Consider the following 15059-nt stretch of genomic DNA (forward strand, 5'->3'; position numbering starts at 1 on the left):
GAATCGAGGCTAATCAATATGGCAAAGATTGTTAAACTATCGCCAGAAGGTCACTTGCCAATTCCGCCCGAAATCTTGGCAGAACTTGGATTTGAGGCTGATATGGAATTGCATTTGAGTATTGAAGATGGCAAGCTCGTGATTCAGCGTGCGCCAACACCTGAAGAGTGGGCCGCTTTGGTGGAAGACTTGCCAACAGAACATGTGGAACTCGATGAGCACGGGCATTACGATCCAAAGAAGGCCCCAGAATTTCATCGCTGGATGCAGGGGGATGACTAATGGAACCTTTGGAAATCTACATTGCCGATGTGCCTTACGATGACAATGCGGGTGAGAAGTGGCGCCCGGCGTTGATTCTGACCGTAGGGGCGCTTGAGACGGGGATTTTAAAAATCACCTCCCAGTACGCCGATAAGTCAGAAGAGATTCAAGCGCTGTATTATCCGATTCAAGACTGGCAAGCAGCCGGTCTGAAAAAGGCGTCTTACATCGACACTCATAAAATGTACCAGATTCCAACCAACGTTCTGCAAAATAAGCAACCCATTGGCCATCTGCAAACTCTTGATGCCGTGGGCTTGAGCCGGCTCGTGCGTCAAAATGCACAGCACCGGGCCGAAGAACGGGTCGTTGAAGAATAAAAAGCAGCCTCGGATTTCAAACATTCCGAGGCTGCTTTTTTGCCTGCAAACCAGAGACTATGGCTCATGGTGACTTGTCTTCGGCTTCTGTGCCGGTGGAACGCTGTGGACACAACTTTGAGCCCGAAGTTCGCGGTCTCAAAGCTTGGTCTTGTGCTAAGCCGTTGCCGGCTAAGCACAATGTCACAGCTGAGCGGCAGAAGGTGTGCGGACAGCTTTTGTCAGAGTAGATTTTTCGTTTTTTGCCTTCGGCTTCATTGCCGGTGAAACGCTGTGGACACAACTTTGAGCCCGAAGTTCGCGGTCTCAAAGCTTGGTCTTGTGCTAAGCCGTTGCCGGCTAAGCACAACCTCACAGCTGAGCGGCAGAAGGTGTGCGGACAGCTTTTGTCAGAGTAGATTTTTCGTTTTTTGCCTTCGGCTTCATTGCCGGTGAAACGCTGTGGACACAACTTTGAGCCCGAAGTTCGCGGTCTCAAAGCTTGGTCTTGTGCTAAGCCGTTGCCGGCTAAGCACAACCTCACAGCTGACCGGCAGAAGCCGTACGGCAGTTGGATTTTCGTTTAGATTGACAATCATTTGCGCAAAAAAGCGACTACCGTGATGGCAGTCGCTGAGATATTTGGGAATAGAACTAGATTAAGCTGACAGCGTGCGGCGTAGAATCCGCCGGTCAGCTGTGAAATTGTTCAAGGTTGAGTGGGTTTCTCAACCCTGAACAAGGCCGAGCTTGAAGACCGTGGCTTTGGCGGGCTTCAAGTCGGCCCACAGCGTTCCACCGGCGGAATTCTGCAGCAACGCTGCACACTTAACCCATTTAACACAAGAACTCGATTTTAGTCCACAAAGATAATTTGATATTCATGTTTGGTTAAGTCAATGTTCACGGACACGTGGCGATTGAGGTCACGAACGACATATTGAGCAAAAGCCATTTTGTCCTCGAAACCTGTGAGGTCGCTGGTGAAGTCGACTGATTTAAAGTCGAAGTTTTCGCCAATATAGACGGGGTCTGTCACAAAACTCAGATTGCTTTGATCGTGGCGTGACCCTGGTTCCAGAACAGCGTCGATATAGTGATAAAGTTGCGAAGGTGTATACCCCAATGGCTTGGTTAGTTGGGTCGTGATGGTGAAATCGGGTGAATCATCCGCCATCGTGTCATTCAGTGTCACTTGAGTCAGTGCTTGGTATAGTTTCATCGTATTCGCCCCTTTCAACCCAAGTATAGCGCAATTTTTGAGGCGGGCGCACAAAAAAGGGCCGCAGACTAGGGTATCAGGCTAGCACTGCGGTCCTTAATTAACTGTATACATGAGGGTACCTACCTCAATGAATTTTTGAAACCTTCACGTTGTTATAAAACAACACAGTTATTCTAATAAAAGATTGTGAAGAAAGTATGCCTTATTCGTTCAAATATAATGCACGCAAATCAGCTTGTTGCGCTGGGGTTAGCTGCAGGGTATTCTCCAAATAATGTTGCATGCCGCCATAGTTATCGTCAATCGTATCTAAAGCCGATTGTAAGTAGCCAGCATTAACAGTCCAGAGGTCAGTCATACTTTGCCGCAGATTCGCGCTACCGCCCTCAGCATCTACTCGAGCGAGCATTTGCTTCAATGGCGTTTGGATATAGTCATTTGCAGCCAGATAATCTTGGGCGATAGTTTGCCGATCAACTCCCAAAGCGCTGAGCAAATAGACGGCGCCCATACCCGTACGATCTTTACCTGCTGAACAGTGGAACAGCAAAGCTTCATCAGGCTTTTCGTTTGCGAGCAGTAAGTCGAAGAACTTGCGATAAGCCTTTTGTGAATTGTCCATGTTAACGATGTCGCGATAAGTTTCAACCATGTTGTCGTAGCCAGCTTTAGGGCTTGCAGAGAACTTTGCGGTCAGATTCTCAGGCTTCTTACCGGCTTGGGTTTCATCCGTTGGAAAGACGGGGACAAAGTAATACTCGGCTGCTTCTGGCACGCGGTCGGGTTCTTTGGCTTGCTCTTCTGGTGAACGGAAGTCAACATCGTAGCGCATACCGTAGTTATTCAAGAAGTTCAGATCGCGGTCTGACAACAAGTCTAGCTTGGCCGAGCGAATCACTTTGTGCATCCGCAGGGTTTGGCCGCTCTTAGTTTGGTAGCCGCCCATATCTCGGAAGTTGAAACCATGATGAATGTTCAGTAAATTCGGCGTCAAAAAGAAATCCTCCTTTTAAGGTCTGATAAAACCAGTTTAGCTGAAGCTACAAAAAAAGCAATCAGTGGACGCGGCGGCGAGCACGGATTACTTTGAAGGGATTAGTCGTTGTTTACCAGCATGCCGGAAACAAAGGCTGAAATCAGGGATTTTGATGAGGCTGGTAAGGCCTTATCATTGTAAGTTAAAACAGTGTCGGCATCGAATAAGTCTTCAACTTTAATCAGCTTTTGATTAGCAGCTTCTTCTTTTTCGGCCTGTAATGGCGCATATTTATCAGGATATGCAAGTGCCAAAAGTTCAAGTGGATCGATGTTGTAGTAGTCAGTCAGCTTACGGATGCTTCGTTCACTCGGAATGGTTTGGTCATTTTCCCATTTCGTGAAGCTTGCTGGTGACGTATGCGTTGCCTTGGCAACTTCTACAATCGATTCCCCGCGGTTTTTGCGGATCTTCCGCATTGCGCTCCCCACAGCATTGGTCATTCTTAATTCACCACGTTTCTAAAGTTATAATTTGAACTCATGTTTTACAAACACAACTTTTAATTTAACGGTCTGAGCGCGTAATTGCAACAATCAAGGGCCTGAAACCATAAAAATTTATCACCTTTGTAACAAAAGGCTCCACCAGGTGACAAAAATGTTTTGCAAGGATAAGAGTAATGCAAAAATAATTGTGGACAATCTATTCGCAAACTTTTACGAAGACCGATGAATCTTCGAAACCGCAACCTTGTTTTCAACCGCTGAGAGCATTATTCTTAAAGTATACTAAAAGAGGTGGGATAGTTATGGATCAAGAATATGAACAGATACTGGTCCCCGTTGATGGGTCGAAAGAATCCGAATTGGCTTTTGAGAAGGCTGTGAAAGTCGCACTGGCTAATCATGCTCATTTGGACGTGTTGAATGTGCTGGATACGAAGCAGTTCATTGGTAGTTACGGTGGCATGGTTTCTGGTGATGCCATTTATCAATTGACCGAAGATGCGCAAGACTACTTAACCAGTTTACAAGATCGGGCCAGCAAGGAAGGCTTGACCGATACTGCCATTCACGTGCGGTTCGGTAATCCTAAGACCGTCATCGCAACCGACTTCCCGCACGACCATAAGAGTGATTTAATCATGATTGGTTCAACCGGTTTGAACGCCGTTGAACGGGTCTTGGTTGGTTCCGTCACTGAATATGTTAACCGTACCGCACCTTGTGATGTGCTGATCGTCAAAACTAAATAAGCCAATCTATGAAGCACCGCGTTCAATTTGGACTCGGTGCTTTTTGTGTGGGCAAATCACCTGAAAAATAATCCCTTGCTGTGAACCAAGACCTGTGAAAACAAGCAAATATCGGTCCAAAACCAATAACTCGAAATAAATTTTTGACAGTCGGGCGAGTGTTGAAAATTTAAGTTTCACTTAAGCCACCGAGATTCGTTGACATGCTCGCAGTTGAACGTTAATATTACATTGTTAAGACAAATGTTACAGGAATGTTACACCGTCTCAAACGTACATATTGGTCAGGGACCAAGGAGGAGTTTAATCATGGGTGTTAAACGGACAATTTTTACAGCGTTAGCAGCGGTGGCGCTATTGGGGACGGGGGTCTCATTAGTGAATGCGCCAACAGCACAGGCAGCAGCGGTTGCCACAACCCAGGGGCGCGCTTATATCCATTATGTTAAAGGATATTCAATTGCCGTCTGGACGACGCCAACTGCTGATCGGCAATTAACCGGTAAGACAATCAAGGATGGTAGCCAAGTGACCTATGTAGACAAGACTACGGGCGCAGATGGGCATGTTTGGTACAAGCTAGCAGACAATCAATGGATTAGTGGCCAGTATGCCGTGAGCCAAGTGATTCCTCAAACCAGTGGGACCTTGCTTATCAACGAACATCCAGCCTTTGGTGTACCCGTGTTTGATAGTCCTAACGCTGACCAACTGGGCACTGGGCGCATTTTGAAGGGTGGCCAACAGCTGCCATTTGTCGATGCTCAATTTGGCTTCGATGGTCACGTTTGGTACAAGTTGGGGAACAATGAATGGGTCAACAGTCAATTTGCCGGGATTATTTTTGACAATGGCAAAGGCACGAGCGAACCGATTCGGATTAAGTACACCCCCGGTTACTCAATTGCGGTCTGGAACAGTCCACTCATCAATCAACAACCAACGGCTAAGAAGTTGAAGCACGGGACCGTTTGGAAGACATTTAAGATGGTTGAATACAACAACACGTACTGGTATAACCTTGGCGGCAATCAGTGGATTAATGGGAAGTACACTGAGTTTGCTAACTAACTAAAAGAGACGCGGCGGCAGTCTTAAAAATTATGGGATAGGGATACATCGGAGGAAAAACAATGAAGAAGACAGTTTTGGCAACAATTGCAGCAATTGGATTACTGGGGGCGGGCCTTTCGTTTGGGACGACAACGCCAAACGTGCAGGCAGCGACTAGTACAACGCAGGCCGATGATAAGGGCCAGTTATTGATCAACTATGTGCCCGGTTACTCAATTGCGGTCTGGAATAGTCCCAGTGCTAGTCGACAATTAACCGGGAAGTTTCTGAAGCACGGGACAGCAGTGCGATACAGCGGCACGGACCGGAATAGTAATAACGGCATTGAGTGGTATCAAATTGGCGCAAACCAGTGGATTAGTTCGCGCTACACCGCGTGGACATCATCAAACGTCGGGACACAAATACAGAGCTTGACGGTTGATTATGTACCCGGTTACTCGATTGCTGTGTGGAACACACCACTGAATGGTCGCAAGCCTTTAGCTAAGAAGCTCAAAAATGGGACGACCTGGAAGACTTTTGCTGCGGCGCAAGTTGGCCAAGACATGTGGTATAACTTGGGTGGCAATCAATGGGTCAGTGTTCACTACATTCACCTCAATGAGACCAAGTAATTGAAAAACCCCACTGACTCATGAGTCAGTGGGGTTTTTCTTCTATATATTTATTTGATATCGTCAGCGTTCAAATGCGTGCGATTAGCAGCGCGCATTTTGAGAATGGCACGTTGGAGATCACTTGGACTCCAATATTCAGGATTTTGGCCTAATGACTTCAAGTCTGTCCGGGCCTGAGCCAGGTCAGCATCCGTGATGGTTGTCGAACCTTGAACTGGCTTGTTCTCTGGACTGTTAGCAGCAGGATTACTGCTTGAGCTAGCGGCTGAACTGGAGCTGCTTGTGCTTGTCCCTGTTTGAGCCAAAGCATTGTTGGCGCGTAATTCAAGTGCTGCCTTGTAAATGGGGGTATAAGCAGCATCGTTGATATCGGAATCACCCAGTAATTCCTTCAGAGTTGATTCTGTGGCGGTGTAATCTTTGTCACTATAACTGGACTTTGCTTGATCCAGTAATTTGTTATAAGTACTTGTTTGCTTAATATAGGTATTCACTTGCTTTTGACGACTTTTGGCCTGGCTCACCAAGGTCTTCGAACCGTCATTTGTATCAATGGCGGTTTGTAAGTCATCCTTGGCCGAATCGAAGTTATAATCGGCGATTGCCTTTTCAGCCTTGGTCATGGCCTTCAACTGCTTATCAGTGGCCTTAGCTGTCTTGTCGTCCTTCTTGCTTAAGAGGATGGCTTCATTCAGGCCTTCAGCCTTACCATAGTCCTTGGCTTGAATGGCGCTGGTGACGTCGCTTTGGGAAACGGCAGTATTGCTACTATTGTTACAGCCGGCAAGAATCACTGCAGCAAAGACTGCAATAATACCGGTGAATGTCTTCTTCATAATATGTATTCACTCCTTTGATGGTAGTATACCATAGCCCATAGCCATAAAAAAAAGCCCCCAGCGGCGGCTAGGGACTCTGATGTGGTCGAATATCTAACGGATCATCGCCGTCGAAACGGCCTGCGTAACAAATTATGAGATGAGATTTGATACCGATGCTAATTATACGCACATTTGGCATTAAAGAAAAGTATTGCGACAACTTTTTTTCAATTAGATGTCAGACAGATTAAATAACGTTCAGCCACTTTTTTGAAAGCGCATGGATAACGGGTTTACCGTGACTTAATTGTGAATAGGATTGTTTCAAAACCTAGACAGACGCGGTGTAAGCGTGTTGAATGCGAAGAAATTGTTTGCTTTCTGACCTAGATGTAATACAATGTACATGTTGGTATTACTTAATCGCTGCCCCGTTATCGCATTGGTTCTGCTGCCTAGGGAGACTCAGGCACGAACGAGTGGTCCGTGCGTGCTTGATTCTTTATGTACATTAGTTTGGACTCATGCTATAATCAACGACGGTATCGATTAAAATTATGAGATTTGAGGAGGAATACCACAATGAAGAAATCTTCACTTAAGTACCTCGGCGTAACAGCTGCTGCTTTATTAGCTGTTGCTCCTATCGCTGCACCAGTTGTTTCAACTGTTGCACAACCTGGCGTTACAGTTAAGGCTGCTGACGCTACCTTACAAACTGCTTTGGATGCTGCATTTAAGGACGCTTCAGTTCCTGCATCAACCATTTCAGCATTAGCTGATTCTCCAGTTTCACTTGTTGCTGCTGGCTCAGAATCAGCAGATTATGACACTGTTAAGGCCGACGCATTTTTGAAGCTTTTCAACTCTGCTGATCAAGGTTCAAACTTCGGCACAAACAAGATTGTCGCATCTATTGAAGGCCAAGAAGCTTCTAGTTGGACTGTTATCAAGAACGTATTGTCAAACAGTGCTGCTGGTGCAACTTACAAGGTTGACTTTAAAGTTATTGATGGTAAGGGCAACTCACTTGCATCTAAGACTGTTAACTTAACAATTCAAAACCCAGCTGCAACGACAGTGAATGCAACCTTTGCAGACACAACGGTTAAAGTTGGCGACCCAATTTCAGGTTCTACTAGTGTTGCAGCATACACAAACATTCTTAAGGATTTGGCTATCAAGTCAAATGGCACTACTGTGAATGTTTCTGCCAACGCTATTACGAAAGTTGAATATAAGTACGGTGACGAAGCATCAACTACTGATCTTTCAACTTTGAAACCTGTTGTTGATGCTGGCAAGTTTGCTCAACCTGCCGGTTTCACACAGACAATCACCTTAAGCGCTAACGATGCATCTCTGTCAGCTATCAAAGGTAATGTTTCGAATGACGGCAAGAGTGGTTTAACATACGATTCAGCTACGGCCACTTATACTATTAAGCGTCATGTAACTGTTAACGGTGATAACCAAGCACAACTTTCACCAGTTTACAAGTACAACGGTTCATTGTATGGCAATGGTCAAACATTACCTTTGGACTCAACTGACACAAATGCTTTGACATTGGCAGTTGGTGGAGATGTTGCAACTGCAATCAACACATTCATTGGCCATGTAACCCCACAAAACAGTATCAACGATGTTAACGGTAAGCCTTTAGTAGCTACAGATGTTGACTACTCAAAGGTTGACCAAACAAAGCCAGGCACTTACACTGCAACTATTTCTTGGGCAAATGATAAGGGCTTAGTAAGCAAGGTTATGTTCCCTGTTGTTATCACTAACTCTGTCTCTGCCAGTGCACCTGTAATTGATCTTGGCACCCCAGTTAACCCTACGATTACTGTTGGTTCAAAGTTTGATCCATGGGCTGGTGTTAGTGCAACCGAAAGCAAGAACAATGCTACTGCTGTTCCTAAGGAACGTATGAGCGTTGCTGGTTCTGTTGATACAAGCAAGGCTGGTCAATACATTCTCACTTACACCGCGACAAACGTCTTGGGTGAAAAGTCCACATCTGTTCGTGTTGTGACTGTTACAGCTGGTGCAAGTACTGAAACTGGTACCCTCTACGTTAACTACGTGCCTGGCTACGGTATCGCTGTATGGAACAACTACACAGCTGATCGTAAGGCTACTGACAAGAAGTTAGCACATGGCACTGCTTGGAAGTACTTTGCAACTGCTACAGATGAAAATGGTAACCTTTGGTACAACCTCGGTGGTAACCAATGGGTTGATGGCAAGTACATTTCATTCACAAAGCCTGGTAACTCTGGCGAAAGCAATGAAATCACACCTATCACAGCCGTAGGTACAGTTAACTACGTACCTGGTTATGGTATTGCTATCTGGGGCAAGCCAGCTGCTGATGTAACTTCTAAGAAGTTAGCACATGGCACAAGCTGGAAGGTCTTTGCTAAGACTACCGTTAACGGTACAACTTGGTACAACCTTGGTGGTAACCAATGGATCTCAGGTAAGTACTTCATCTTGAAGTAATCTTATCTAAGATAAATGACCGACTCTCAATTGAGAGTCGGTTTTTTTGTGTCTTCGATAAAAAATACGACAGAATAGAAACGAATATTTCAATCGCATTACATCAAGGGTGTTCTCATTGTTGGATTCCTTAAATTTTGGTACGATAACAACAGAATATGGAGGAAATCTTAATGAAAAAAACATTAACAATGCTTAGTCTTGCCGCAACGCTCGGTGGGACAGCGATCGGCACTATTACCAGCGCTGCCACAACGATTCAAGCCGCAGATGCTAGCATCTCCAGCAAAGCCCAAACCACACAACAAAAAGAATTCATTCAAAAAATTGCTGCACATGCTCAAAACTGCGCGACCCAATACGGCTTGTACCCAAGCGTGATGATGGCTCAAGCAATCCTTGAATCCGGATGGGGCCAATCAACGTTGTCCCTTGCGCCTAACTACAACCTTTTCGGGATTAAGAAGGGCCAAGATTGGACGGGCGACACTGTCTCTATGCAAACTCAAGAATGGGATGCCAATGCCGGCAAGTACGTCACGATTATGGCAGACTTCCGTAAGTACCCAAGCTTCTTTGAATCCTTCACGGATAATGCGAAGAAGCTGCGCCTTGGCCCTGGGGCATGGAACCCAAGCTATTATTCTGGGACCTGGATTGAGAATACGAAGAGTTATCAAGATGCAACGGCTTGGTTACAAGGTCGTTATGCCACCGATATTTCATACGCTTCCAAATTGAATCGTGTGATTACGGATAATAATTTAACGCAATATGATCCAAAGCCAACGACCGTCAACAAAGTTGTTACTACGACGGCTGCTACGACGGTTTATAAGCAGTTCAACGGGCCTAAAACCGCTAACGGCCAAGTTCTGCCAGCAGGTACATCTTGGAAGGCCAATAAGCAGATTACCATGGTTGATGGCACCGTTTGGTATGATTTAGGCAATAATCAATGGGCTAGCAGCGCAACCGTTAAGGAAGGTGAAACGAACCCTAGTAATCCAAGTAACCCTGGCAACTCAAACGAAACAGTTATCAGCGGTGTTGCCCGCGTGAACTATGTTCCTGGCTACAGCATTGCTATCTGGAACAAGCCAGGCAACGATCGGCAATTCACTGGCAAGAAACTTCTGCACGGGACAGACTGGAAGGTCTTCAAGCGCGCAGTCGTTGACGGCCAAGTCTGGTACAACCTTGGTGGTAACCAATGGCTCCAAGGCAAGTACGTCACATATAAGGCTTAACCGATACTTAGTTTGGAGCATAGGCAAAAGAAGAGGATAAAAATGAAAACAAAGAAATTGATCACATCAGTCGCAGTCGCGGGTGCACTTTTTGCCCCAGCTGTGATGACAGCTATTGGTCCTATGGTGTCACCTGTGCAGACCGTCCACGCTGCCAGTGCGATTAATGATTTAATCGCCAAGAATGGCTACAAGGTCCCAGCACTTGAAACCATGAAGACGACTTTTACCCAATATAATGGTTATCGTAAAGGTGTTGGTAAGCCGGAAGGTGTCGTCATTCATGATACGGCCAATGACAACTCCACCATCTATAACGAAATCAGCTATATGCAAAACAACTGGTCAACCAGCACGTATTCATATGTGCACGCTTTTGTTGATGCGAACCACATCATCAATATTCACCCAACAGATTACACCGTTTGGGGTGCCGGTCCATATGCCAACGCGCGGTTTGTTCAGATTGAACTCGTTCACGCGCATTCAACCGCAGATTTCGCCAAATCTGTGAACAACGATGCGTGGTATGTGGCCTATCTGTTGAAGCAATATGGTTTGCCACTCGATAACGCCTCAAGCGATGGCAGTGGGACAGTTTGGTCTCACAAGGCTGTTAGCTTGTTCCTCGGCGGGACAGATCACGTTGACCCAGATGGCTACTTTGCTAAATGGGGCTACGACATGAATCAGTTCTACCAATTGGTTAGCAAGCACTATGCCAACCTTGGTGGTAGCGTGACGCCACCAGCTGATTTGGACACAGTGGTTTCAACTCAAGACGTGAACAAACAAGCCACAGTCAATGGGACCGACGTTAACGGCGTCTTCTATTTGACGGCGAACGGCTTTGAGAGCTTCGGCATGAGCTCGCAGTACAACGGCCAGAGCTTCACTGTCACCAAGTTAGCTAAGACGAAGAAGGGCCTGGAAATGGCGCTCTTGACCCGTGACGGCAAGCAAGTGGCTTGGATTCAATCCAACCGCTTGAGCTATAGCAACCCGGACAAGATTGTTAGCCGCACCCCAATCAACGAGGAAGTAACCCTGAAGAGTGGCGCCGCAGCCTACTACTTGTTGAGTGATGGCTTCCAACAATTCACAACTGCTAATGGCCAAAAGGCGACTGCGGTTGAAAAGGCAACAACCCAAAGTGGCGTCACTTACTACTTGATTAAACAAAACGGTAGCAACTGGGGCTGGATGAAGGCTGCTGATACGACTGCGGTCAATGGCAATGATGATCCTGTTCAACAACCTGCAAGCCTGCAGGTGACCGTTAACAGTGGTGCACCATTGTATTACTTGATGAGTAATGGTTTCCAACAATTCAGTACTGCTAACTACGGTAACAAGAGTTTCAAGGTGATCCGTAAAGCTACTGCTGGTTCAAAGGAATACTACTTGTTAAGCGAAGACGGCAGCAAAGGCTTTGCCTGGGTCCCAACCAGCAACGTCACCGTCAGCAATGGCGGTTCCAACACTGAAATCACGAACGTCAATGGCACCGGGACAATCAACTATGTGCCAGGATATGGTGTCCTGATGCTTGATGCCCCAGCCGGTAACCACATCGGCGGCCGGTATTTGCAACACGGCACCAGCTGGAAGGTCTTCCAGAAGGCTGTCACAGCGGATGGCTCCGTCTACTACAACTTAGGCGGCAACCAGTGGCTCAGCGATAAATATTTAATCATTAAATAATCATACAGCGGCGAGGCCTTGTGCCCCGTCGCTTTTTTATTTGTTTTGTTAGATGACCTCGTCCTTGGTTTCTGATCCGACGGCCGGATTTTGCCGCTACTATCTTTGGTTTAGGACTAGATTTTCGAAGCCCAAAATTGCAATCTCAATTCTGTTGCTGCAACGAATCAGCCGGGCAGCTGTGAAATTGTTCAAGGCTGGGTGGGTCTTGCCAGCCATGAACAAGGCCGAGCTTGAAGACCGCCGTTCTTTGGCGGGCTTCAAGTCGTGCCCACAGCGCTCCCCCGGCATGATTCGGCAGCAAAGCTGCGTTGTCTTTGTCCTTAGTGAGGCTTCACGCTCTTTATTGTTTGGCGAATGGTGATGTAACGTTATAATGGTGGCAGTGGAGGTATGGTATGACAAGATATGAACGATTTCTCTCGAACACGAAAGTACGCCGAGCCGTTGTGCTACTGAGCGTCGTTGTGGTCCTTTGGTTGGCCCGCAGCATTATGAGCATGATCCTGCTGACGTTTCTATTCACTTTTCTGGTGACCAGGCTGGTCCGTTTCATCCAGCGCTTCTGGAAGATTCAGCCATTAGTGGTCGTGGTGCCGCTGTACGCGGTGATTGTGGCCGGGCTGTCGTACGCCGCCATCCATTACGTGCCGGCCATCGCGCACCAAACAATCTCGCTGTTTGATTCGGTCCAGCGCTTCTATTACAGCGAAGAGTTCGCCCACAACCAAGCAATGCAGTGGGTGTTGCGCAGCATTAACAATATGAATTTAAATGAACAGTTTAAAGCTGGTTTTTCCACGGTATTGCAGTACGTCAGCAATATTGGGGCGATGGGGGTCACGCTTTTTGTTTCCTTCATCTTGAGTTTCTTCTACACGATTGAACTCGACAGTCTCAACGAGTTCGGCCGCACCTTCCTGACGTCGCCATTTGGTTGGTATTTTCAGGACTTGGCGTATTTCGCTAAAAAGTTCATCAATACCTTTGGCGTTGTGATTGAAGCCCAAATTTTTATTGCGCTAGTCAATACAGTGATTACAACAATCACCTTGCTGGTAATGAAGATGCCAAATGTGCCTAGTCTCGGCTTAATGGTTTTCTTGTTGTCCATGATTCCAGTGGCGGGGGCGATTATCTCGGTCGTTCCATTGAGTGTCATTGCGTTTACTGTCGATGGCTGGCAAGGCGTGATTACGATTATCGTGATGATTGCCGTGATTCATGCCCTGGAAGCTTATGTTTTGAATCCAAAGTTCATGAGCAGTCGCACCAAGTTGCCGGTATTCTTCACCTTCGTAATTTTGCTAGTCGCGGATCGGTTGTTTGGCACTTGGGGTCTAATTGTAGGGATTCCAATCTTTACGTTCTTGCTTGATATTCTTGAGATTAAGAAAATTTCCACGGAATAAGGTGGGCGCTTATGGCGAGAAAAATTTTGTTATTCGTGGTCGTTTTTCTAGGCGCACTGAGTTTGGGCATTGGCCTGAGTCCAGCCTATACAGAAAGTCGACTGATTCCAATTACAGTTAATTATTCACCCGGCTATGCGATTAAAACGTATGATCGCAAAGGCCATGGGAAAGACGCGCTAATTGCGACGAATACACATTTATACGCCTGGCGCCTGACCACTATTAACGGCATTCCCATGTACCAAATTGGTAGTAATGAGTACATTCCGCAGAGTTTGACCCAGCGCGGCCGGGTACAGGCTCAGAAACTGACGAGTGCTGAAGATGAACTGGTCAAAGCAACGCATTTTCAGGGCAATGTGCTGTTGTTTGATAACTACCGTATCAGCTCGGTCCGCAGTTATGGTTATGCCAATGCCGCTCAGAAAGTTAAGAACGCGCCGAATACCTTGTTTGCTATTGCATCAGTAGAGAAGACGTTCACCGCTGTCTTGATTGCCCAACTCATTAAACAAGGCAAGCTGAGCTATTCGACCAGCCTGGCAAAGTTCTATCCGGATATCCCTTATGCGGAAGACATCACGATTCGACAACTGCTTGATCATCAATCAGGGATTGAGATGGATGAGGTTTATCCCAATGAGCCGCTGCAAGGCGAACAGGCGGCGATTGACTGGACAATGCACAATCTAAAGTCCACCGATAACCATGAGTATAATTACACCAATGCCAACTACGTCTTATTGGCCGGGATTATTCGCCAACTGACGAATGAGAGTTACGCCCAAGTCTTGAAAGCGCGCATTCTCACGCCGCTAAAAATGACGCAGGCGTACATTTATGATGATTTGCCGAGTAAAAATGTCGCGTTGGCTTACCAGTATCAGGATAAAGACAACGTCCCAGAGCCAATTAGCCAGAGTCTGTTGTCGACGTTATTGGGTACCGGGAACTTGTACATGTCGATTACGGACTTGGCCACCTTCCAAATGGCCTTGGATCACCAGCAATTGATGAGTAAAGCCGACTTCAATCAACTGGCCTTGCCTGCGTCTGATGATGCGACCTATGCCGGCGGCTGGTTCCAATCCGGCAATACTCGGTACGTCCACGGGGTCTATGATGACTTTGTCGGCGGATTCGATGCCGTGATTCAAATTGATCACACGGGTAATTCTGGCGTCATTCTGCTGGCAAATCAGAGTACTGATACTGATACCACGCAGTTGGCCAATGATTTGTACCAGCTCGTAAACTAAAAACACGCCTGCAGATTTTCTGCGGGCGTGTTTTTAATGGCGGTGAGACATCCAGTAGATGAGGCGGGCAATGAGGGCAAACCCACCGCCGAGCAAGATGAGATCCATGATAGCGTGTAAAGTGGAAAGCCCACCATTAGCATCCACAGCAGTTTGTAAGCCGGGATTGTTCACATAAACTAGAAAATAGATGACACTGATGAGCCATAGACCAGCGATACTGAACCATAATTTCTTCATGGTGTTCCTCCATTTGTCTTCCTAGTCCTAATATAGCAAATTTCTGAATGCCGGTGTCTTTTTTCTGTAAATGGGTTATAATTAGA

The 15059-nt window shown here is 46.5% G+C and carries 15 protein-coding genes; 10 read left to right on the top strand and 5 right to left on the bottom strand.

The window, feature by feature from the left end:
• The first annotated feature begins 18 nt into the window (after nt 1–18).
• Together FC34_RS05110 and FC34_RS05115 are read left to right on the top strand one after the other, a co-directional pair.
• On the top strand, nt 19–282 hold the full coding sequence (locus FC34_RS05110; RefSeq protein ID WP_235803402.1) for an AbrB/MazE/SpoVT family DNA-binding domain-containing protein: 264 nt from the start codon (nt 19–21) through the stop codon (nt 280–282).
• A complete protein-coding gene (locus FC34_RS05115) occupies nt 282–644 on the top strand; it encodes a hypothetical protein (RefSeq protein ID WP_057894325.1) in 363 nt (120 codons plus the stop codon). The genes FC34_RS05110 and FC34_RS05115 overlap by 1 nt, the downstream gene beginning before the upstream one ends.
• An 835-nt stretch (nt 645–1479) precedes the next feature.
• On the opposite strand, the gene FC34_RS05120 is transcribed toward FC34_RS05115, so the two are convergent.
• From FC34_RS05120 to FC34_RS05130, 3 genes are all read right to left on the bottom strand, one after another.
• The gene (locus FC34_RS05120; RefSeq protein WP_057894326.1) at nt 1480–1845 is read right to left on the bottom strand and encodes a hypothetical protein; all 366 of its coding nucleotides are present in this window, start codon (nt 1843–1845) and stop codon (nt 1480–1482) included.
• A gap of 205 nt (nt 1846–2050) precedes the next feature.
• Nucleotides 2051–2842 (bottom strand): tyrosine-protein phosphatase, encoded by a 792-nt coding sequence (locus FC34_RS05125; RefSeq protein WP_057894327.1) that lies wholly within the window; start codon nt 2840–2842, stop codon nt 2051–2053.
• Between the two features lie 101 nt (nt 2843–2943).
• Complete coding sequence (locus FC34_RS05130) at nt 2944–3327, bottom strand: helix-turn-helix domain-containing protein (protein ID WP_057894328.1); 384 nt, start codon at nt 3325–3327, stop codon at nt 2944–2946.
• Between the two features lie 308 nt (nt 3328–3635).
• On the opposite strand from FC34_RS05130, the gene FC34_RS05135 reads away from it, so the two are divergent.
• The 3 genes from FC34_RS05135 to FC34_RS05145 all read left to right on the top strand — a co-directional run bounded on the left by FC34_RS05135 (nt 3636) and on the right by FC34_RS05145 (nt 5773).
• The gene (locus FC34_RS05135; protein WP_057894329.1) at nt 3636–4082 is read left to right on the top strand and encodes a universal stress protein; all 447 of its coding nucleotides are present in this window, start codon (nt 3636–3638) and stop codon (nt 4080–4082) included.
• Nucleotides 4083–4391: 309 nt separating this feature from the next.
• The gene (locus tag FC34_RS05140) at nt 4392–5153 is read left to right on the top strand and encodes an SLAP domain-containing protein (protein ID WP_057894330.1); all 762 of its coding nucleotides are present in this window, start codon (nt 4392–4394) and stop codon (nt 5151–5153) included.
• Nucleotides 5154–5215: 62 nt separating this feature from the next.
• The gene (locus FC34_RS05145) at nt 5216–5773 is read left to right on the top strand and encodes an SLAP domain-containing protein (protein WP_057894331.1); all 558 of its coding nucleotides are present in this window, start codon (nt 5216–5218) and stop codon (nt 5771–5773) included.
• A gap of 50 nt (nt 5774–5823) precedes the next feature.
• Here FC34_RS05145 and FC34_RS05150 read toward each other — a convergent pair whose 3' ends face one another.
• The gene (locus FC34_RS05150; protein WP_057894332.1) at nt 5824–6612 is read right to left on the bottom strand and encodes a hypothetical protein; all 789 of its coding nucleotides are present in this window, start codon (nt 6610–6612) and stop codon (nt 5824–5826) included.
• 567 nt (nt 6613–7179) lie between these two features.
• On the opposite strand from FC34_RS05150, the gene FC34_RS05155 reads away from it, so the two are divergent.
• The 5 genes from FC34_RS05155 (at nt 7180) to FC34_RS05175 (ending at nt 14733) form a co-directional block, all read left to right on the top strand.
• The gene (locus FC34_RS05155) at nt 7180–9105 is read left to right on the top strand and encodes an immunoglobulin-like domain-containing protein (RefSeq protein ID WP_057894333.1); all 1926 of its coding nucleotides are present in this window, start codon (nt 7180–7182) and stop codon (nt 9103–9105) included.
• 173 nt (nt 9106–9278) lie between these two features.
• The gene (locus tag FC34_RS09890) at nt 9279–10355 is read left to right on the top strand and encodes a glycoside hydrolase family 73 protein (RefSeq protein ID WP_057894334.1); all 1077 of its coding nucleotides are present in this window, start codon (nt 9279–9281) and stop codon (nt 10353–10355) included.
• Nucleotides 10356–10397: 42 nt separating this feature from the next.
• On the top strand, nt 10398–12059 hold the full coding sequence (locus FC34_RS05165; protein ID WP_057894335.1) for a GW dipeptide domain-containing protein: 1662 nt from the start codon (nt 10398–10400) through the stop codon (nt 12057–12059).
• A 398-nt stretch (nt 12060–12457) separates the two neighbouring features.
• Nucleotides 12458–13471 (top strand): AI-2E family transporter, encoded by a 1014-nt coding sequence (locus tag FC34_RS05170; RefSeq protein WP_057894336.1) that lies wholly within the window; start codon nt 12458–12460, stop codon nt 13469–13471.
• 11 nt (nt 13472–13482) lie between these two features.
• The gene (locus tag FC34_RS05175) at nt 13483–14733 is read left to right on the top strand and encodes a serine hydrolase domain-containing protein (RefSeq protein WP_057894337.1); all 1251 of its coding nucleotides are present in this window, start codon (nt 13483–13485) and stop codon (nt 14731–14733) included.
• A gap of 33 nt (nt 14734–14766) precedes the next feature.
• Here FC34_RS05175 and FC34_RS05180 read toward each other — a convergent pair whose 3' ends face one another.
• Complete coding sequence (locus FC34_RS05180) at nt 14767–14973, bottom strand: hypothetical protein (RefSeq protein ID WP_057894338.1); 207 nt, start codon at nt 14971–14973, stop codon at nt 14767–14769.
• Nucleotides 14974–15059: the final 86 nt, after the last annotated feature.

Source organism: Lacticaseibacillus brantae DSM 23927, from assembly GCF_001436115.1.
Classification (GTDB): domain Bacteria; phylum Bacillota; class Bacilli; order Lactobacillales; family Lactobacillaceae; genus Lacticaseibacillus; species Lacticaseibacillus brantae.

Excerpts from the sequence above, each read along its gene's own strand:
- FC34_RS05110 (WP_235803402.1), top strand. The coding sequence starts at position 19 with ATGGCAAAGATTGTTAAACTATCGCCAGAAGGTCACTTGCCAATTCCG.
- FC34_RS05115 (WP_057894325.1), top strand. The coding sequence starts at position 282 with ATGGAACCTTTGGAAATCTACATTGCCGATGTGCCTTACGATGACAAT.
- FC34_RS05120 (WP_057894326.1), bottom strand. The coding sequence starts at position 1,845 with ATGAAACTATACCAAGCACTGACTCAAGTGACACTGAATGACACGATG.
- FC34_RS05130 (WP_057894328.1), bottom strand. The coding sequence starts at position 3,327 with ATGACCAATGCTGTGGGGAGCGCAATGCGGAAGATCCGCAAAAACCGC.
- FC34_RS05135 (WP_057894329.1), top strand. The coding sequence starts at position 3,636 with ATGGATCAAGAATATGAACAGATACTGGTCCCCGTTGATGGGTCGAAA.
- FC34_RS05140 (WP_057894330.1), top strand. The coding sequence starts at position 4,392 with ATGGGTGTTAAACGGACAATTTTTACAGCGTTAGCAGCGGTGGCGCTA.
- FC34_RS05145 (WP_057894331.1), top strand. The coding sequence starts at position 5,216 with ATGAAGAAGACAGTTTTGGCAACAATTGCAGCAATTGGATTACTGGGG.
- FC34_RS05150 (WP_057894332.1), bottom strand. The coding sequence starts at position 6,612 with ATGAAGAAGACATTCACCGGTATTATTGCAGTCTTTGCTGCAGTGATT.
- FC34_RS05155 (WP_057894333.1), top strand. The coding sequence starts at position 7,180 with ATGAAGAAATCTTCACTTAAGTACCTCGGCGTAACAGCTGCTGCTTTA.
- FC34_RS09890 (WP_057894334.1), top strand. The coding sequence starts at position 9,279 with ATGAAAAAAACATTAACAATGCTTAGTCTTGCCGCAACGCTCGGTGGG.
- FC34_RS05165 (WP_057894335.1), top strand. The coding sequence starts at position 10,398 with ATGAAAACAAAGAAATTGATCACATCAGTCGCAGTCGCGGGTGCACTT.
- FC34_RS05170 (WP_057894336.1), top strand. The coding sequence starts at position 12,458 with ATGACAAGATATGAACGATTTCTCTCGAACACGAAAGTACGCCGAGCC.
- FC34_RS05175 (WP_057894337.1), top strand. The coding sequence starts at position 13,483 with ATGGCGAGAAAAATTTTGTTATTCGTGGTCGTTTTTCTAGGCGCACTG.
- FC34_RS05180 (WP_057894338.1), bottom strand. The coding sequence starts at position 14,973 with ATGAAGAAATTATGGTTCAGTATCGCTGGTCTATGGCTCATCAGTGTC.